General features: G+C 69.8%; 15 protein-coding genes and 1 pseudogene. 8 read left to right on the top strand and 8 right to left on the bottom strand.

Annotated elements, in window-relative coordinates:
* Window positions 1–23: 23 nt before the first annotated feature.
* Window positions 24–755, top strand: coding sequence for a DUF1295 domain-containing protein (locus VFQ84_RS05565; RefSeq protein WP_325130142.1), 732 nt, complete (start codon window positions 24–26; stop codon window positions 753–755).
* Window positions 756–771: 16 nt separating this feature from the next.
* A complete protein-coding gene (locus tag VFQ84_RS05560) occupies window positions 772–1,806 on the top strand; it encodes a cyclopropane-fatty-acyl-phospholipid synthase family protein (protein WP_325130056.1) in 1,035 nt (344 codons plus the stop codon).
* On the opposite strand, the gene VFQ84_RS05555 is transcribed toward VFQ84_RS05560, so the two are convergent.
* The 3 genes from VFQ84_RS05555 to VFQ84_RS05545 form a co-directional block, all read right to left on the bottom strand.
* Complete coding sequence (locus VFQ84_RS05555; RefSeq protein WP_325130054.1) at window positions 1,790–2,263, bottom strand: hypothetical protein; 474 nt, start codon at window positions 2,261–2,263, stop codon at window positions 1,790–1,792. The two genes, VFQ84_RS05560 and VFQ84_RS05555, sit on opposite strands and share 17 nt — an antisense overlap.
* Before the next feature lie 161 nt (window positions 2,264–2,424).
* Window positions 2,425–3,501 (bottom strand): OmpA family protein, encoded by a 1,077-nt coding sequence (locus tag VFQ84_RS05550; RefSeq protein WP_325130052.1) that lies wholly within the window; start codon window positions 3,499–3,501, stop codon window positions 2,425–2,427.
* 143 nt (window positions 3,502–3,644) lie between these two features.
* Window positions 3,645–5,093 (bottom strand): bifunctional 2-methylcitrate dehydratase/aconitate hydratase, encoded by a 1,449-nt coding sequence (locus tag VFQ84_RS05545; protein WP_325130051.1) that lies wholly within the window; start codon window positions 5,091–5,093, stop codon window positions 3,645–3,647.
* A gap of 182 nt (window positions 5,094–5,275) precedes the next feature.
* Here VFQ84_RS05545 and VFQ84_RS05540 point away from each other — a divergent pair, with 182 nt between their 5' ends.
* The gene (locus tag VFQ84_RS05540; protein ID WP_325130049.1) at window positions 5,276–7,303 is read left to right on the top strand and encodes an NADPH-dependent 2,4-dienoyl-CoA reductase; all 2,028 of its coding nucleotides are present in this window, start codon (window positions 5,276–5,278) and stop codon (window positions 7,301–7,303) included.
* 345 nt (window positions 7,304–7,648) lie between these two features.
* Window positions 7,649–8,095: pseudogene (locus tag VFQ84_RS05535) on the top strand (cell wall hydrolase); the annotation flags it as partial.
* A gap of 182 nt (window positions 8,096–8,277) precedes the next feature.
* Here VFQ84_RS05535 and prpC read toward each other — a convergent pair.
* From prpC to VFQ84_RS05515, 4 genes are read right to left on the bottom strand one after another with little or no spacing between them, the layout of a single operon-like run.
* Window positions 8,278–9,423 (bottom strand): bifunctional 2-methylcitrate synthase/citrate synthase, encoded by a 1,146-nt coding sequence (gene prpC / locus VFQ84_RS05530; protein ID WP_325130047.1) that lies wholly within the window; start codon window positions 9,421–9,423, stop codon window positions 8,278–8,280.
* An 11-nt stretch (window positions 9,424–9,434) separates the two neighbouring features.
* Window positions 9,435–10,322 carry a methylisocitrate lyase gene (prpB, locus tag VFQ84_RS05525; protein WP_325130045.1) on the bottom strand — a complete coding sequence of 296 codons (888 nt, stop codon included), beginning with the start codon at window positions 10,320–10,322 and terminating at the stop codon, window positions 9,435–9,437.
* 51 nt (window positions 10,323–10,373) lie between these two features.
* Entirely contained in the window at window positions 10,374–11,357 is a 984-nt protein-coding gene (locus tag VFQ84_RS05520) for a malate dehydrogenase (protein ID WP_325130043.1), read from the bottom strand.
* A 9-nt stretch (window positions 11,358–11,366) separates the two neighbouring features.
* Entirely contained in the window at window positions 11,367–12,566 is a 1,200-nt protein-coding gene (locus VFQ84_RS05515; protein ID WP_325130041.1) for an aminotransferase class I/II-fold pyridoxal phosphate-dependent enzyme, read from the bottom strand.
* 130 nt (window positions 12,567–12,696) lie between these two features.
* On the opposite strand from VFQ84_RS05515, the gene VFQ84_RS05510 reads away from it, so the two are divergent.
* Genes VFQ84_RS05510 through VFQ84_RS05500 form a run of 3 tightly spaced genes read left to right on the top strand, consistent with a single transcriptional unit; the run spans window position 12,697 to window position 15,187 of the window.
* Window positions 12,697–13,434 (top strand): hypothetical protein, encoded by a 738-nt coding sequence (locus VFQ84_RS05510; protein ID WP_325130039.1) that lies wholly within the window; start codon window positions 12,697–12,699, stop codon window positions 13,432–13,434.
* The gene (locus tag VFQ84_RS05505; protein WP_325130037.1) at window positions 13,431–14,597 is read left to right on the top strand and encodes a M48 family metalloprotease; all 1,167 of its coding nucleotides are present in this window, start codon (window positions 13,431–13,433) and stop codon (window positions 14,595–14,597) included. Before VFQ84_RS05510 ends, VFQ84_RS05505 begins: the two co-directional genes overlap by 4 nt.
* Window positions 14,594–15,187 carry a hypothetical protein gene (locus VFQ84_RS05500; protein ID WP_325130036.1) on the top strand — a complete coding sequence of 198 codons (594 nt, stop codon included), beginning with the start codon at window positions 14,594–14,596 and terminating at the stop codon, window positions 15,185–15,187. Before VFQ84_RS05505 ends, VFQ84_RS05500 begins: the two co-directional genes overlap by 4 nt.
* A gap of 39 nt (window positions 15,188–15,226) precedes the next feature.
* Here the strand turns inward: VFQ84_RS05500 and VFQ84_RS05495 are convergent, their stop codons facing one another.
* Window positions 15,227–15,736, bottom strand: coding sequence for a peptidylprolyl isomerase (locus VFQ84_RS05495; RefSeq protein ID WP_325130034.1), 510 nt, complete (start codon window positions 15,734–15,736; stop codon window positions 15,227–15,229).
* A gap of 162 nt (window positions 15,737–15,898) precedes the next feature.
* On the opposite strand from VFQ84_RS05495, the gene typA reads away from it, so the two are divergent.
* On the top strand, window positions 15,899–17,740 hold the full coding sequence (gene typA / locus VFQ84_RS05490) for a translational GTPase TypA (protein ID WP_325130032.1): 1,842 nt from the start codon (window positions 15,899–15,901) through the stop codon (window positions 17,738–17,740).
* Window positions 17,741–17,742 lie beyond the last annotated feature (2 nt).

The following is a 17,742-nucleotide window of genomic DNA, read 5'->3' as shown; positions in this document are numbered from 1 at the left end:
TCTGGCTGGCCTCGGCGCTGGCGATGACGGCGCTGTGGGCGTTCTCGATGCGGGTCCGTAACGTCGGCTACGTCGACGTCGGCTGGGCCGGGCTGATGGCCCTGGCGGCGCTGTTCGCCGGCATCGTCGGCGAGGGCGCGCCGCTGGTGCGCGGCTTGGTGGCGATGTTCGGCAGCGTCTGGGGCGCGCGACTGTGCCTGCACCTGCTGCACCGGGTCCTGAACGAGGAGGAAGACGGCCGCTACCGCGCCCTGCGCGAAGCCTGGAACGGCAGTCCGGCGCGCTTCTTCGCTTTCTTCCAGCTGCAGGCGGTGGTGGTGGTGCTGTTCTCGCTGCCCTTCATGGCGGCCGCGGCCAACCCGGACTACCAGGTCAGCGGCTGGATCCTGCTGGCGATCGCGGTGTGGCTGGTGTCCATGGCCGGCGAATCGCTCGCCGACCGCCAGCTGGCGCGCTTCCGCGCCGAACCCGCCAACCGCGGCAAGACCTGCCGGGCCGGGCTCTGGGCGTGGTCGCGGCACCCGAACTACTTCTTCGAATGGCTGCACTGGTTCAGCTACGTGCTGCTGGCCGTGGGCAGCCCGCTGTTCTGGTTCTCGCTGGCCGGCCCGGTGGTGATGTTCGCCTTCCTGTACCGGGTCAGCGGCATCCCCTGGACCGAAGCCCAGTCGCTGCGCTCGCGCGGCGAGGACTATGCCCGCTACCAGCGCGAAGTCAGCGCCTTCTTCCCCTGGCCGCCGCGCCGCAACCCCTGATTGACCGGAGCCCTGAATGTCCCTGATCGACCTGTGCGAGCGCGGCCTGCTGCCCGATGCCCTCACCCGCCTCGGCATCCGCCGCCTATGCGCGCAGCGCCTGCGCGACGAGGGCGCCAGTGACCTGGAGGCGGCCGACCGGCGCTTCCGCGGCCTGCTCGACGAACTGCGCCAGAGCCCGATCGCGATCGAGACCGCGGCCGCCAACGAGCAGCACTACGAAGTGCCGACCCGATTCTTCGAACTGTGCCTGGGCAAGCGGCTCAAGTACTCGAGCTGCTACTACGCCAACGGCGACGAGGACCTCGATACCGCGGAAGAGGCCATGCTGGCGCTGTACGGCGAGCGGGCCGAGCTGGCCGACGGCCAGCGCATCCTCGAGCTGGGCTGCGGCTGGGGCTCGCTGACGCTGTGGATGGCGCAGCGCTTCCCGAACGCGCGCATCACCGGCGTGTCGAACTCCCGCACCCAGCGCGAGCACATCCTGGCCCAGGCCGCACGCCGCGGCCTGGGCAACATCGAGATCCTCACCTGCGATGTGAACCAGCTCGAGCTGCCGGAGCACCAGTTCGACCGCGCGGTGTCGATCGAGATGTTCGAACACATGCGCAACTACCAGCACCTGCTGGGCCGCGTGTCGCGCTGGCTGGTGCCGGGCGGCAAGCTGTTCGTGCACATCTTCTGCCACCGCAGCCTGATGTATCCGTTCGAGACCGAGGGCGATGACAACTGGATGGGCCGCTACTTCTTCACCGGCGGCCTGATGCCGTCGGCGGATACCCTGCTGCACTTCCAGGACGACCTGTCGATCGAACAGCGCTGGCTGCTGTCGGGCCGCCACTACGAGCGCACCGCCAACCAGTGGCTCGAGAACCAGGACCGCAATCGCGACGAGGTGATGGCGGTGCTGACCGAGGCCTACGGCGCCGCCGAAGCGGCGCGCTGGCACCAGCGCTGGCGGATGTTCTGGATGGCCTGCGCCGAACTCTTCGGCTACTCAGGCGGCAACGAGTGGGCCGTGGCCCACTACCGGTTCAGCACTTCTCGGTAGCGGTGACGCGGCAGCCGGCGGCGGCGGGCGCCGGCGCGGCGGCCGGCGCGGCCGTGGTCGTGGCGGTGCCGGGCTTGCCGGTGGCCACGCGGATGCCCTTGGCCTTCATCCACGCATCGAATTCCTCGGCGGTCATGCGCCGGCCGTTCTGGCTCATGTCGAAGCGCCAGGGCGAATTGTCGTGCGCGGTCTTGGGCTGGTAGGCCGGGGCCGCGGCGGGTGCGGCAGGCGCGGCGGCCTGCTCGCGCGCCGCGACCTGGCGGGGCGCCGGCTGGCTGGCGCGGGCGAGGAAATCAGTGACGTTCACGCAGGCCGCGGACGCCGGCGGTGCGCGGTACATCTCGGGGGCCGGAACGGTGGCCGGGACCGGCGGGGACACCGGGGTACCGCAGGGCGCGGTGGCGGCGGCCGCGAGGGCCGGCAGGAAGAGGGAAACCAGGAGGGCGCTGCGGATCATGTGACACCGGTGTTCGGGGGGTTGCGGCAGCTTAGGTGTGACCTGCGTCTCACGCAATCACGAAAAACGTGAGGCAGTTCACAAAAGCGATGCAGCCGCTCGAAAAAACGAAGCCCGGCACAAGGCCGGGCTCCGTGGATTGCCGCCGGAACTGATCGGAATCAGTTCTGGACGTTCAGCTCGGTGCGGCGGTTGCGCGCGCGGCCTTCGGCGGTGTCGTTGGTGTCCAGCGGACGGCTTTCGCCGAAGCCGCTCGGACCGACCAGGCGACCGGCGTCGATGCCGTTGTTGGTCAGGTAGTTGTACACCGTGCGGGCGCGACGCTCGGACAGGCCCTGGTTGTACTGCTCCGAACCGACCGAGTCGGTGTGGCCGGCGACTTCAACGCGCAGCTGCGGGTACTTGGCGAGGATCGACACGGCCTCGGCCAGGATGGCCTCGGCGTCCGGACGCAGGGTGTCCTTGTCGAAGTCGAAGTTCACGCCCTTCAGGTCGATGGTCAGCTGCACCGGGCAGCCGTCCGGACCGATGGCCTGGCCAGCGGCCGAACCCGGGCACTTGTCGTCGCAGTTGTTGATGCCGTCGCCGTCGTCGTCCAGGTCGGCGCAGGTGGTCTGCGGGACGACCGGGGCCGGGGTCGGCTCGACCGGCGCGGCGAGGTCGCCGAGCTTCACGAGCAGGGTGACGCCGGCGATCAGGTCATTGAAGCGGTCCGAGCTCGGGGCGACGACCGAGGTGTCGTCGAACGACAGGCGCTCGGCCAGCTCGCCACGCAGGGCGTAGCGGTCCCAGTTGCCCTGCACGCCGAGGCCGATCTGCGCGGTCAGGTTGGTGTCTTCGCGCTGGCCCGGGGAGGCCGGGTTCGGGAAGTTGTCGAACTCTTCTTCCGACTTCTGCGCGCCCAGGCCGAAGCGCAGGTACGGGTTCCAGCTGCGGCCTTCCTTGATGAAGTGGTAGCGCGCGTCGATGGTGGCACCGTACTGGCTGAACAGCAGTTCGCGGCCGTTGAAGTTCGGGTTCTGGTAGTTGATCTCACCGTCGAGCGACCAGTTCGGGGAGATGAACTTGCCCATGCCGAGGGTGTAGTACATGCCGTCGGCGGTGGCGCGATCGTCGTCCTGGAAGTTCAGGCCGGCACCGCCGGAGACGTACCAACGGTCATCAAAATCTTGAGCAGCAGCGGATTGCGCCATGGCGGCCGCGGCAAGCAGGGCGCAGCACAGGAGGTTCTTCTTCATGACTAGCTCCATATCAACAGGGGTGACTTTACACGGGGGCACAGACGACGTTGCGACGCACCACGTGGACACGATTCAACGCTAACTGTTCTTGCGTTAACGGGAATCTAACATTCGAACTACCCGTTAGGCAAGCCTGCCCTTCACAACGTGAACAAATCCACAAAGCGGTGGATCGGGGTGGCCTCGAACCGGGAGGTGTCCCCGGTGAGGGCCAGGATCTGGTCGACCTTCCGGCCGGGCAGCTGGCCCCGGGCGGCCGACTCGAATTTCTGGAGCAGGACCGGGAGGCCCTCCCCCCGCCGCTCGCGGTGGCCCAGGGGGACGTCGATCGAGACCTTGCCCGAGCGGCTGCCGTCCTTGAAGAAGACCTCGACGGCATTGCCGATGTAGCGCTTCTCGGGATCGGCGTAGTCGCGCGTGAAGTCCGGGTTCTCGCGGACCTCCATGCGGTCGCGCAGCGCGTCGATGCGCGGGTCGGCGGCGCGGGCGTCGGAATAGTCCTCGGCGTCCAGCCGGCCGAACAGCAGCGGCACGGCGACCATGTACTGCAGGCAGTGGTCGCGGTCGGCCGGATTGGCCAGCGGGCCGGTCTTGTCGATGATGCGGCGGGCCGCGTCCTGGGTTTCGATCACGATCCGGTCGATCTGGTCGATCTTGCCGGCGACCTTGGGATGCAGCGCCATGGCGCACTCGACCGCCGTCTGGCCGTGGAACTCGGCCGGGTGGCTGATCTTGAACAGCACGTTTTCCATCACGTAGCTGCCGAACGGACGATCGAAGGCGAAGGGCTTGCCGCCGAACAGCACGTCGTAGAAGCCCCAGGTGCGGGCGGTCAGCGCGCTGGGGTAGCCCACGCAGCCCTTCACCGCGTTCAGGGCGTGGGTGACCGCGCGGCGGCAGGCGTCGCCGGCGGCCCAGCCCTTGCGGGGACCCGCGTTGGGGGCATGGCGGTAGGTACGCAGGGCGCCGCCGTCGACCCAGCTGTGGCTGACGGCGTTGATGATCTCTTCCTTGCCGCCGCCCAGCAGGTGGGTGGCGACCGCCGTGGAGGCCAGCCGCACCAGCAGCACGTGGTCCAGGCCGACCCGGTTGAAGCTGTTGAGCAGGGCGTAGGACCCCTGGATCTCGTGGGCCTTGATGGCGGCGGTGAGCACGTCGCGGACCGTGATCATCTTGCCGTGTTCGCGCTCGGCCTTGCGGCTGAGGTAGTCGGCCACCGCGAGGATGGCGCCGAGGTTGTCGGACGGGTGGCCCCACTCGGCCGCCAGCCAGGTGTCGTTGAAGTCGAGCCAGCGCACCTGGACGCCGATGTTGTAGGCCGCCTGCACCGGGTCGAGCTCGAACGAGGTGCCGGGGACGCGGGCGCCGCCCGGGAGGGTGGCGCCGGGCACGATCGGACCCAGGTGCTTGACGCACTCGGGGTGGCGCATTGCCAGCATCGAGCAGGCCAGCGAGTCGAGCAGCATGAAGCGCGCCGTGGTGTAGGCCTCCGACGAACCGATGTAGTAGTCGGTGACGTAGTTGGCGATGTCCACCATCGCCTGGTCGGGCTCAGGGCGCTGGGCGGAACGGATGTCTTGCTGGCTCATGGGCGGCAGTCCGTGCGTCGTGGCGAGGGCGATGAACCGTATGGTGCCAGAAGCGACCCCGTCTCGCCGACCCGGGGCCCCCAGAATAACGGCGCCGGGGCGCGCGACAGGACGCGTCCGCGGCTTGTCGGTCGCGGCCATTCCGGGCAAGGTGGTGCGCTGTGCCGAACGACCCGCCCGCCATGACCGCCTCGCCCTACCCGCACCTCTTCCAGCCCCTCGACCTCGGCTTCTGCATCCTGCCCAACCGCGTGCTGATGGGCTCGATGCACACCGGCCTGGAGGACCACGCCCGCGACTTCCCCAAGCTCGCGGCCTACTTCCGCGAACGCGCCGAGGGCGGCGTCGGCCTGATGGTCACCGGCGGCATCGCACCGAACCTGGTCGGCTGGCTCAAGCCCTTCGCCGGCAAGCTCAGCTGGCCCTGGGAAATCCACAAGCACCGCATCGTCACCCGCGCCGTGCACGAGGCCGGCGGCCGGATCTGCATGCAGATCCTGCACGCGGGCCGCTACGCCGCGCATCCGCTGCTGGTGTCGGCCTCCAAGGTGAAGGCGCCGATCAGCCCGCTGACGCCGCGCGCGCTCACCGCCTGGGGCGTCGAGCGCCAGATCAAGGCCTTCGTCAACACCGCGCGCCTGGCCCGCGAGGCCGGCTACGACGGCGTCGAGGTCATGGGCTCCGAGGGTTACCTGATCAACCAGTTCCTGTCGGCGCGCACCAACAAGCGCAGCGACGCCTGGGGCGGCACCCCGGAGAAGCGCATGCGCTTCGCGGTCGAGATCGTCCGCCGCATCCGCGAGGCGGTGGGCCCGGACTTCATCCTGATCTACCGGCTGTCCATGCTCGAGCTGGTCGAAGGCGGCTCGGACTGGGACGAGATCGTGCTGCAGGCCAAGGCGATCGAAGCCGCCGGCGCCACGATCATCAACACCGGCATCGGCTGGCACGAGGCGCGGGTGCCCACCATCGCCACCTCGGTGCCGCGGGCAGCCTTCGCCGGCGTCACCGCCAAGCTCAAGCCGCACGTGGCGCTGCCGCTGGTGGCCACCAACCGCATCAACATGCCCGAAGTTGCCGAGGACATCCTGGCCCGCGGCCAGGCCGACATGGTGTCCATGGCCCGCCCGCTGCTGGCCGACCCACAGTGGGTCGCCAAGGCCCGCTCCGGCCGCCGCGACGAGATCAACACCTGCATCGCCTGCAACCAGGCCTGCCTGGACCACGTGTTCGTGGCCAAGAAGGCCAGCTGCCTGGTCAACCCGCGCGCCTGCGCCGAGACCGAGCTCAACTACCTGCCGGCGGCCACGCCGCGCCGGATCGCGGTGGTCGGTGCCGGTCCCGCCGGCCTGGCCTGCGCCACGGTGGCGGCCGAGCGCGGCCACCAGGTCACCCTGATGGACGCCTCGCCGCGGATCGGCGGCCAGTTCAACCTGGCCAAGACCATCCCGGGCAAGGAGGAATTCCACGAGACGCTGCGCTACTTCGACAAGCGCCTGCAGCTCACCGGCGTCGAGCAGCGCCTGGGCGCGGCGGTCGACGCGGCGCAGCTGCTGGCCGGCGGCTTCGACGAGATCGTGCTGGCCACCGGCATCCGCCCGCGCAGGGTCGACTTCCCGGGCAGCGACCACGCCAAGGTCGTCAGCTACCTGGACGTGCTGTCGTGCCGGGTCCTGCCCGGCCGCAAGGTGGCGATCATCGGCGCTGGCGGCATCGGCTTCGACGTGGCCGAGTACCTGGTCCACGAAGGCGAGTCGCCGACCCTGGACACCCGCCGCTGGCTGGCGGAATGGGGCGTGGCCCCGGACTTCGAGGGCTCCGGCGGCCTGGCCAAGCCGGCGCCCGAGGCGCCCGCCCGCGAGGTCTGGCTGCTGCAGCGCAGCCCCGGGAAGCCGGGCGCGCGCCTGGGCAAGACCACCGGCTGGATCCACCGCGCCGCGCTCAAGGGCAAGGGCGTCGTGGCCCTGGGCGGCGTCGAGTACCTGGGGGTGGACGACGAGGGCCTGCGGATCCGGGTCGACGGCCGCGAACAGTGCCTGCCGGTCGACCACGTGGTCGTCTGCGCCGGCCAGGAGCCGCTGCGCGCCCTGTTCGATCCGCTGGTGGCGGCCGGGCGGCAGCCGCACCTGATCGGCGGTGCCGACGTGGCGGCCGAGCTGGACGCCAAGCGCGCGATCGACCAGGGCAGCCGGCTGGCCGCGGCGTTTTAAAGCCTCCGGCCGCGTTTTCCGCGGCCGGCTGGAGTATTCACTCCAAATAAAATCAACAGCTTGTGAAAGGCTGTTCAGCTGGCGTTCGGGTTCTGGCCGTACCATGCGCGTCGGAACCGGCTCCCGTCCCCAGGACCCGCCGGCCAGATACGGCCCCCCAGCGCATGGCTTGGCGGGGTTTCCGGACGGCGCCCAACCTACGCCGCCCCGTCCGGAATGCGAGCCCCGCTCGTCCATCCCCAAAACGCCAGGCCGCAAGCCTTCCCTCGTCCCGTTGAACTTCAGCAGGCGACCCGCCGAGAGGCGGACGGGGAATTGCGGCGCAACGGAGCAAGGAGTTCCGCCATGAAGCTGTCTTTCATCCTGTGGCTTGCCCAGGTACTGCCCCAGCCCGCCGCCGACCCGCTCTGCCTGGCGACGACGATCTACCTGGAAGCCCGTGACCAGTCCGAACTGGGCCAGCGCGCCGTGGCCGAAGTGGCCCTGCGCCGCCGCGACAGCGGCCGCTGGGGCGCCTCGGTCTGCGAGGTGGTGACCGCCCGCAAGCAGTTCGCCCCGACCATCGTCCATCCGGGCCTGCGGATGAAGAACCTCAAGGCCTGGGAAAAGGCCGTGCAGGTCGCGTTCGAGACCCAGAACGACTGGCGCCAGCCGGCCGGCCAGCGCAACGAGGTCGTCCCGGGCGCCAGCCACTTCGCCGCCCTGGACCTGGCCAACCCGGCCTGGGCCACGGCCCCGCGGGTGGCCACCATCGGCGACCACACCTTCTTCCGGGTCCAGCGCCTGACGCCGCCGACCGTGACCATGACGGTGCCGACGGTCGGCGTGCCGGCCGGCCCGCACCAGACCCAGCGCCTGGCGCCCTGAGCGCGCGCCGGCGGCGCCGGCCGGGCTCTCCGCCGGGCGGGCCAACCGGGCAATAAAAAAGGCCGCGCATCCCTGCGCGGCCTTTTTCGTTCCCCGGGGTCGCCGGGTCAGCGCTTGTCGATGGCGACGAAGGCGCGGTCCTCGGGACCGGTGTAGTTCGCGCTGGGGCGGATGATCTTGCCGTCGATGCGCTGCTCGATCACGTGCGCCGACCAGCCGCTGGTGCGGGCGATCACGAACAGCGGGGTGAACATCGCGGTCGGCACGCCCATCATGTGGTACGCCGACGCGCTGTACCAATCGAGGTTCGGGAACATCTTCTTCAGGTCCATCATCAGCGTCTCGATGCGCTCGCTGACGTCGAACAGCACCTGGTTGCCGCCCTCCTTGCAGAGCGTGCGGCTGATGTCCTTGATGATCGGGTTGCGCGGGTCGCCGATGGTGTACACCGGGTGGCCGAAGCCGATGACGATCTCCTTGCGCTCGACGCGGGCGCGGATGTCGGCCTCGGCCTCGTCGGCGCTGCCGTAGCGCGCGATGATCTCCATCGCCACTTCGTTGGCGCCGCCGTGCTTGGGGCCGCGCAGCGCGCCGATGGCGCCGGTGATGCAGCTGAACAGGTCCGAGCCGGTGCCGGCGATGACGCGCGCGGTGAAGGTGGAGGCGTTGAACTCGTGCTCGGCGTACAGCACCAGCGACTGGTCGAGCGCGCGCGCGTGCGAGGCGCTGGGCGGCTCGCCGTGCAGCAGGTGCAGGAAATGCCCGGCGATGGTGTCGTCGTCGGTCTCGACGTCGATGCGGCGGCCGTTGCGGGTGAAGTGCCACCAGTACAGCAGCATCGAACCGAAGCTCGCCATCAGCTTGTCGGCGATGTCGCGGGCTTCGTTCACCGGGTGGCCATCGCGCTCGGGCAGCACCACGCCCAGCACCGAGCAGCCGGTGCGCAGGACGTCCATCGGATGGGCATTGGCGGGCACCAGCTCCAGCGCGTCCGTGACGATCGCCGGCAGGCCACGCAGGCGCTTGAGCTTGGTCTTGTAGGCCGCCAGCTGGGCGGCGGTGGGCAGCACGCCGTGCACCAGCAGGTGCGCCACTTCCTCGAAGCCGGCCTTCGTGGCCAGGTCGTGGATGTCGTAGCCGCGGTAGTGCAGGTCGTTGCCGCTGCGGCCGACGGTGCACAGCGCGGTGTTGCCGGCCGGCGTGCCGCTCAGGGCGACGGACTTCTTGGGCTTGGGCAGGGTGGATTCGGTCATGGTGGTCTCCCTTATTTCTTCTTGGCGAACAGGGCGTCGAGGCGCTGCTCGTAGGCGTGGTAACCGATGCGGTCGTAGAGCTCGTCGCGGGTCTGCATCGAATCGACCACCGCCTTCTGGTGGCCATCGCGGCGGATGGCGGTGTACACGGCCTCGGCGGCCTTGTTCATGGCGCGGAACGCGGACAGCGGGTAGAGCTGGATGGCCACGCCGACCGAGGCCAGTTCGTCGCGGGTGAACAGCGGGGTCTGGCCGAACTCGGTGATGTTGGCCAGCACCGGCACCTTCACCGCGTCGACGAAGCGCTGGTAGGTGGGCAGGTCGTAGGCGGCCTCGGCGAAGATGCCGTCGGCGCCGGCCTCGACGCAGCGCACCGCGCGCTCGATCGCGGCGTCCACCCCGTCCACGGCGATGGCGTCGGTGCGGGCGATGATGAAGAAGTCCTTGTCGGTCTTCGCATCCACCGCGGCCTTGACGCGGTCCACCATCTCGTCGACCGGCACGATCTCCTTGCCCGGGCGGTGGCCGCAGCGCTTGGCGCCGACCTGGTCCTCGAGGTGGCAGGCAGCGGCGCCGGCCTTGATCAGCGACTTCACCGTGCGCGCCATGTTGAAGGCGCTGGGGCCGAAGCCGGTGTCGATGTCGACCAACAGCGGCAGGTCGCAGACGTCGGTGATGCGGCGGGTGTCGACCAGCACGTCTTCCATGCCGGTGATGCCAAGGTCGGGGATGCCGAGCGAGCCGGCGGCGACGCCACCGCCAGAGAGATAGATCGCGCGATAACCGGCGCGCTGGGCCAGCAGCGCGTGGTTGGCGTTGATGGCGCCGATCACCTGCAGCGGCGACTCGGCGGCCAGGGCGGCGCGGAAGCGCGCGCCGGCCGAATGCTTGTCTGTCATTTCGATTCCCTCAAGCGCGAAGGCGACCCGGAGGTCGCCTTCGCGGTGCCATCAGAGCAGGTGGGCGACGCCGGCGCGCTCTTCCTCGAGCTCGGCCAGGGTCTTGTCCATCATCGTGCGCGAGTACTCGTCGATCTCAAGGCCCTGCACGATCTCGTACTTGCCGTCCTTGCAGGTGACCGGGAAGCCGTACATCACGTCCTTCGGGATGCCGTAGCTGCCGTCGGACGGGATGCCCATCGTGGTCCACTTGCCGTTCGTGCCCAGCACCCAGTCGCGGACGTGGTCGATGGCGGCATTGGCGGCCGAAGCGGCCGAGCTGAGGCCGCGGGCCTCGATGATGGCGGCGCCGCGCTTGCCGACCTTCGGGATGAAGGTCTCGCGGTTCCAGGCCTCGTCGCCGATCCTGTCCTTGAGCGAGCCGCCGGCCACGGTGGCGAAGCGGTAGTCGGGATACATGGTCGGGCTGTGGTTGCCCCAGACGATCAGCTTCTCGATGCCGGCGACGTCGGCGCCGGCCTTGAGGGCCAGCTGCGACAGCGCGCGGTTGTGGTCGAGGCGCAGCATCGCGGTGAAGTTCTTCGGGCTGATGTCCGGCGCCGACTTCATGGCGATGTAGGCATTGGTGTTGGCCGGGTTGCCAACCACCAGCACCTTGATGTCGCGCGAGGCGACGGCGTTGATGGCCTTGCCCTGCACGGTGAAGATCTCGGCGTTCTTGAGCAGCAGGTCCTTGCGCTCCATGCCCGGGCCGCGCGGCATGGCGCCGACCAGCAGGGCCACGTCGGCGTCCTTGAACGCGACCATCGGGTCGTCGGTGCCGACCATGCCGGCCAGCAGCGGGAAGGCGCAGTCCTCGAGCTCCATCATCACGCCGCGGAGGGCGGCCTGGGCCTTCTCCATCGGCAGTTCCAGCATCTGCAGGATCACCGGCTGGTCCTTGCCCAGCATCTCGCCCGAGGCGATGCGGAACAGCAGGGAGTAACCGATCTGGCCGGCGGCACCGGTGACGGCAACGCGAACGGGGGTTTTCATGACAGCTCCTTACGAAAGTTCGGCGAAGAATTCCTGGATCCGCTGCAGGCCCTTGGGCAGCTGCTCGGTCGGGCAGGTGTAGCTGATGCGCAGCGCGCGCGGCTCGCCGAAGGCCGAGCCCGGCACGCAGGCCACGCCCTTGGCTTCCAGCAGCACGCTGCAGAAATCGACGTCGTTGGCGATCAGCTTGCCGTCGTGCGACTTGCCGAAGGCGCAGCTGATGTCGGGGAACACGTAGAACGCGCCCTGCGGCTTCGGGCAGATGACGCCCGGGATCGCGTTCATCGTGTCCACCACGAGGTCGCGCTTGGCCTGGAACTCGGCGCACTTGCCCAGCGGCACGTCCTGCGGGCCGGTGAGTGCGGCGACCGCGGCGGCCACGACGACTTCCGGCAGGTTGGTGATGTGGGTGGAGTTGAGCACCGTCATCGCCTTGGCCACGACTTCCGGGCCGGCCATGAAGCCGACGCGCCAGCCGGGCATGCCGTAGGTCTTGGACAGCGAGTCGACGAAGATGACGCGGTCGCGCAGCTCGGGACGGGCCTGCACGAAGTTGTGGTAGCCCAGGCCGTCGAACACCATCGTGTTGTAGATGTCGTCGGTGATGACCCAGGTATCGGGATGCTTCGCGACCACATCGGCGAGCGCGGCGATTTCCTCGCGCGTGTAGACCATGCCGGTCGGGTTGTTCGGGTTGTTGAACAGGAACACCTTGGGCTTGGTCGCCAGCGCCGCGTCGAGCTGGGCCGGGGTGAGCTTGTAGTCCTGGCTGGCCGGGCACGGCAGCTCGAGGATCTTCGCGTTGAGCACCTCGGCGATGTCGGCGTAGGTGGTCCAGTACGGGACGGCGTAGGCGATGGTGTCGCCCTCGTCCAGCAGGGCCTCGGCCAGGTTGTAGAGGATGTGCTTGGCGCCGATGCCAGTGGCGCAGTGCAGGCGCGTGTAACCGGTCAGGCCCAGGCCCTCGAGGTGGTGCAGGAAGGCGTCGAGCAGGGCGTCCGAGCCGCGGTTGCTGCCGTACTGGCCGCTGTCCTTGGCCAGGGCCTCGCGGGCGGCGGCGTAGACGTGCTCGCCGGGCAGGAAGTTGGGGACGCCGATCGAGAAGCTGACGATGTCGCGGCCTTCGGCCTTGAGCTTCTTGGCCTTGTCGGCGACGGCCATGATGGCGCTGGGCTTGGCACGGCCCATGCGCGTGGCGAGCTGGGGCATCGCAATCCTCGCAGGATGTTGTGGCGGGGCGGAAAAACCCCGAAAGGATACCACGCACGCCTGTCCCGGGCCCCGGGCCGGGCTTGCCCGTGACGGGCAATCGGGCATGCTGTGGGCCAGGAGGAACGCCATGGCCACGACCCGTCGCATCCGCTTTCACCTCGCCTGGGCCCTGGCCCTGTGGCTTCCGCTGCAGGCCGCGGCCTACGACCAGAACCGCGTCGCCACCGACGATGCCGGCCGCCCGCTGCGCATCCAGGGCAGCGTGGTGGTGGTCGAGCCCGACATCGAGCTGACCGAGGTCACCGCCGGCGGCCTGCAGGAGCCGCGCCGGGAGTGGTCGGAGGCCGCGCGGCGGCACTTCCCCGCCCAGGTCGCGCGCCTGCTCGACGCCGGCGGCACGGCCCGCCAGCCCGACTTCGACCTCCCCGACGACCTCGCGCCGGATTCCCGCCTGGGCCAGGTGGTGCGCCTGAACGAGGCGGTGGCCACCAGCATCGCCGTCTACACCCGCTCCGGCAGCTACCTGGCCACCAAGGACCGCAAGCTCGACTGGACCCTGGGCCCCGGCGTCGAGACCCTGCGCGAGGCTACCGGCGCCGACTACGCGCTGTTCACCTACATCCGCGACAGCTACGCCAGCGGCGGGCGCAAGGCGATGCGCGTGCTCGGCTTCCTGGCCGGGGCCGCGATGGGCAGCTATGTCGACATCGGCGGCGGCCAGCAGGTCGGCGTCGCCACCCTGGTCGACCTGCGCACGGGCCAGGTGGTGTGGTTCAACCTGATGTCGAACCAGTCCGGCGACCTGCGCGACCCGGAAGGCGCGGCCCAGACCGTGGAGGAAATGATGACCGGACTGCCGCTGTGAGCCGCCGCCCGGCCCTGCTGCTGGCCTGCCTGCTGGCCCTCGCCCCGCCCGCCCTGCAGGCGGTGGACCCGGCGCGCCCGGGCCAGCGCCCGCCGGCCGGCAGCGACGAGGACGAGCTGTGGTACGCGATGGAGCGCTCGGAGCGCGAACTGCAGCAGCACCCCAGCCTGGTGCGCGACCCGGCCCTGAACGAATACGTCCGCGGCGTCGCCTGCCGGGTCGCCGCCGACCACTGCGGCGACATGCGGGTCTACATCGTCGAACAGCCCTGGTTCAACGCCTCGATGTCGCCCAACGGCATGATGATCGTCTGGACCGGCGCCCTGCTCCGCTTCCAGGACGAAGCCGAACTGGCCCTGGTGCTGGGCCACGAATTCGCCCACTTCCGCCAGCGGCACTCGCTCCAGCAGTGGCGCCGGGCCAAGCGCAGCTCGGCCTTCCTGGGTTCGTTCGGGCTGCTGGCCTGGGGCGGCGGCGCCGGGGCGGCCAGCTACCTGGCCAACATCCTGGGCACGGCCAGCATGTACCAGTTCTCGCGCGACGCCGAACGCGAGGCCGACGACATCGGCTTCGACGTCGCCACCGGCCAGGGCTACGACGCCCACGCCGGGGCCCGGCTGTGGCAGCGCATGAAGGACGAGGAGGACGCCCGCCGCTACGGCAAGCCGGTGCCGGTGTTCGCCAGCCACCCGAAGACCGCCGAGCGGCTCGAGGACGTGCGCGCCGCGGCCGCCGCCCACCCCCGGGACGAAGGCGAATCCGGGCGCGAGGCCTACCGCGCCGCGGTGCGGCCGTTCCTGGCGCACTGGCTGGAGATGGAGCTGTCGCGGCGGATGTACGACTCATCCGTGCGGGTGATCACAGACCTGCGCGCCCACGCCGAGCCCGACCTGCAGGCGACCTACGCCTTCTTCGAGGGCGAGGCCTACCGCCGGCGCGCGGCCGAGGGCGACCTGGCCCGCGCCCATGCGCTCTACGCCGAGGCCGTGGCCCTGCCCGACCCGCCCGCGGCCGCCTTCCGCGAACACGGCCTGGCCCTGCGCGCGCAGGCGCGTCCGGACGAGGCGACGGCGGCGCTGCGCCACTACCTGGACCTGGCGCCGGACGCCGAAGACGCCGCGTTCGTGCAGCAATACCTCGCTGAACTGGAGACCGCCCGATGAGCCGGAAACTGCTTCGCATCGTGACCCTGGCGCTGGCCGTGGCGGTGCTCGCCGCCTGCGCCACCGGCGGCGCGGGCGGCCGCCTGCAGACCGCCGGCGATGCCCGCGTGTTCGACCTGGCGCTGGACACCGAGCTCGACTGGGCCCGGCTGAAGGCGCCGCGCCAGGAGCAGTGGACGATCGACGGCGCGCCGCTGAACCAGCTGATGATCATTTCCCGGATCAAGCCGGGCGAGCACGTGTTCCTGGGCGCGAAGGCGCGCCGCAGCCGGCCCGATGGCCCCTGGTTCCGCGCCGGCATGCGGCCGGACGAGGTCCGCGACATCGTGCTCGACGGCCTGCGCGGCGGCGGCTGGGCCAACGTGCGCGGCAGCGACCTGCGGCCGGCAACCTGGGGACCGACGCCGGGACTCCGCTTCGACCTGGCGCTGGACAACCCGGGCGGCCTGCAATACCGCGGCCTGGCCACGGCGGCCGAACACGACGGCCGGCTGACCCTGCTGGTGTGGATCGCGCCGGCCGAGCACTACTACGGCCGGGACGCGGAAGCGGTCTCGCGGCTGTTCGACAGCCTGCGCTTCGTGGAGTGAGGCGCGGCCGGGGCGTCGCGCCCCGGCCGGCGCCGGGCCTCAGGCCTGGGCGTCGATGGCCTTGTTCCACTCGCTGACGCGGGCGGCCTGGCTGGCCAGCAGCGGCGCGGCGTCGCCCTCGATCTTCACGCTCTCGATCTTGTCGCCGCCGCGCACGGCGTCCACGACCTGCTGGTCACCGGCGCCGATGACTTCGCCGAACACGGTGTGCTTGCCGTCGAGCCACGGGGTGGCGACGTGGGTGATGAAGAACTGGCTGCCGTTGGTGCCCGGGCCGGCGTTGGCCATCGACAGCACGCCCGGCTTGTCGTGGCGCAGGTCGGCGCGGCACTCGTCCTCGAAGCGGTAGCCCGGGTTGCCGGTGCCGGTGCCCTTGGGGCAGCCACCCTGGATCATGAAATCGGGGATGACGCGGTGGAAGCTGAGGCCGTCGTAGAAGCCGCGCTGGGCCAGGTTGACGAAGTTGGCGACCGTCAGCGGCGCCTTGTCGGCGTGCAGCTTGATGCGGATCGGGCCGCGGGAAGTGGTGAAAACGGCGGTCAGGGACATGTCGGGCTCCGGCAGGGGTGGCCGGGCGGGACCCGGCGGGCCGGATAGGATGCCACAGGCGGGCCCGCGCCCGGGCGCCTGAACAGGCATTCAGCAAGGGTTTACCGCTATAATCGCCGGCTTCCCCAGCCAAGAGCAGCACGCCGCGAGGCGTCCATCCGCATGTCCATCGAAAAGCTCCGCAACATCGCCATCGTCGCCCACGTCGACCATGGCAAGACGACCCTGGTCGACCAGCTGCTCAAGCAGTCCAACACCCTGGGTGAACGCCAGCAGCTCGCCGAGCGCGCGATGGACAGCAACGACATCGAAAAGGAGCGTGGCATCACGATCCTTTCCAAGAACACCGCGATCCGCTGGACCGCGCCGGACGGCCAGGAATACCGCATCAACATCGTCGACACCCCGGGCCACGCCGACTTCGGCGGCGAGGTCGAGCGCGTACTGTCGATGGTCGACTCGGTGCTGATCCTGGTCGATGCGATGGACGGCCCGATGCCGCAGACCCGCTTCGTGACCCAGAAGGCCTTCGCAATGGGCTTCAAGCCGATCGTGGTGATCAACAAGGTCGACCGCCCGGGCGCGCGCCCGGACTGGGTGCTCAACCAGACCTTCGACCTGTTCGACCGCCTGGGCGCCACCGACGAGCAGCTCGACTTCACCACCGTGTACGCCTCGGGCCTGAACGGCTACGCCGGCATGGACGAATCGGTGCGCTCGGGCGACATGACCCCGCTGTTCCAGACCATCGTCGACAAGGTGGCGCCGCCGCCGGTCGACATGGACGGCCCGTTCCAGATGCGCATCACCTCGCTCGACTACAACAACTACGTCGGCATCATCGGCGTCGGCCGCGTGCAGCGCGGCACCATCCGCACCAACCAGCAGGTCACGGTGGTCGCGCGCGACGGCAAGACCCGCAACGCCAAGGTGCTGCAGGTGCTCGGCTTCATGGGCCTGGAGCGCCATGAGGTGAAGGAAGCGCGCGCCGGCGACATCATCGCGATCTCCGGCATCGAAGGCCTGGGCATCTCCGACACCGTCTGCGACCTCGGCGCCGCCGAGCAGCTGCCGGTGCTCACCGTCGACGAGCCGACCATCTCGATGACCTTCCAGGTCAACGACTCGCCCTTCGCCGGCAGCAAGGAGCGCAGCGGCGGCAAGTTCCTGACCTCGCGCCAGCTGCGCGACCGCCTGATGCGCGAGACCCAGCACAACGTCGCGCTGAAGGTCGAGGACACCGCCGACGCCGACAAGTTCAAGGTCAGTGGCCGCGGCGAGCTGCACCTCTCGATCCTGATCGAGACCATGCGCCGCGAAGGCTACGAGCTGGCCGTGTCGCGCCCGGAAGTGATCATCAAGGACATCGACGGCGTGAAGTCCGAGCCGTTCGAGTCGCTGGTGGTCGACCTCGAGGAGCAGTACCAGGGCGGCGTGATGCAGCGCCTGGGCGAGCGCAAGGCGATCCTCCAGAACATGGAGCCGGACGGCAAGGGCCGCGTCCGCATCGACTTCCTGATCCCGGCGCGCGGCCTGATCGGCTTCCAGACCGAATTCCGCACCATCACCGCCGGCACCGGCCTGCTCTTCCACGTCTTCGACCATTACGCGCCGAAGCAGGAAGGCGAGATCGGCCAGCGCCAGAACGGCGTGCTGATCTCCAACGGCCAGGGCCCGTCGCCGGCCTACGCCCAGATCGCCATGCAGGAGCGCGGCCGCCTGATGGTCGAGCCGGGCGAGGAGATCTACGAAGGCCAGATCGTCGGCATCCACTCCAAGGACAACGACCTCACGGTCAACGCCCTGCGCGGCAAGCAGCTGACCAACTTCCGCGCCTCGGGCACCGACAAGGACGAAGGCCTGATCCCGCCGGTCAAGTTCTCGCTCGAGCAGGCCCTGGAGTTCATCGACGACGACGAACTGGTCGAGATCACCCCGGTCGCGATCCGCCTGCGCAAGAAGTTCCGCACCGAGAACGACCGCAAGAAGGCCTCGCGCGGCTAAGC

It is taken from the genome of Arenimonas sp. (assembly GCF_035721105.1).
Taxonomy (GTDB): Bacteria; Pseudomonadota; Gammaproteobacteria; order Xanthomonadales; family Xanthomonadaceae; genus Arenimonas.
The sequence above is the reverse complement of the archived record's forward strand: the minus strand, read 5'-3'. Positions and strand labels throughout refer to the sequence as shown.

What these genes read in the sequence shown, in the direction of transcription:
- VFQ84_RS05550 (WP_325130052.1), bottom strand. Translation starts at nt 3,501, where the DNA reads ATGAAGAAGAACCTCCTGTGCTGCGCCCTGCTTGCCGCGGCCGCCATG.
- VFQ84_RS05515 (WP_325130041.1), bottom strand. Translation starts at nt 12,566, where the DNA reads ATGCCCCAGCTCGCCACGCGCATGGGCCGTGCCAAGCCCAGCGCCATC.
- VFQ84_RS05520 (WP_325130043.1), bottom strand. Translation starts at nt 11,357, where the DNA reads ATGAAAACCCCCGTTCGCGTTGCCGTCACCGGTGCCGCCGGCCAGATC.
- VFQ84_RS05555 (WP_325130054.1), bottom strand. Translation starts at nt 2,263, where the DNA reads ATGATCCGCAGCGCCCTCCTGGTTTCCCTCTTCCTGCCGGCCCTCGCG.
- prpB (WP_325130045.1), bottom strand. Translation starts at nt 10,322, where the DNA reads ATGACAGACAAGCATTCGGCCGGCGCGCGCTTCCGCGCCGCCCTGGCC.
- VFQ84_RS05540 (WP_325130049.1), top strand. Translation starts at nt 5,276, where the DNA reads ATGACCGCCTCGCCCTACCCGCACCTCTTCCAGCCCCTCGACCTCGGC.
- VFQ84_RS05495 (WP_325130034.1), bottom strand. Translation starts at nt 15,736, where the DNA reads ATGTCCCTGACCGCCGTTTTCACCACTTCCCGCGGCCCGATCCGCATC.
- VFQ84_RS05545 (WP_325130051.1), bottom strand. Translation starts at nt 5,093, where the DNA reads ATGAGCCAGCAAGACATCCGTTCCGCCCAGCGCCCTGAGCCCGACCAG.
- VFQ84_RS05560 (WP_325130056.1), top strand. Translation starts at nt 772, where the DNA reads ATGTCCCTGATCGACCTGTGCGAGCGCGGCCTGCTGCCCGATGCCCTC.
- VFQ84_RS05510 (WP_325130039.1), top strand. Translation starts at nt 12,697, where the DNA reads ATGGCCACGACCCGTCGCATCCGCTTTCACCTCGCCTGGGCCCTGGCC.
- prpC (WP_325130047.1), bottom strand. Translation starts at nt 9,423, where the DNA reads ATGACCGAATCCACCCTGCCCAAGCCCAAGAAGTCCGTCGCCCTGAGC.
- VFQ84_RS05565 (WP_325130142.1), top strand. Translation starts at nt 24, where the DNA reads ATGACGGCGCTGTGGGCGTTCTCGATGCGGGTCCGTAACGTCGGCTAC.
- VFQ84_RS05500 (WP_325130036.1), top strand. Translation starts at nt 14,594, where the DNA reads ATGAGCCGGAAACTGCTTCGCATCGTGACCCTGGCGCTGGCCGTGGCG.
- typA (WP_325130032.1), top strand. Translation starts at nt 15,899, where the DNA reads ATGTCCATCGAAAAGCTCCGCAACATCGCCATCGTCGCCCACGTCGAC.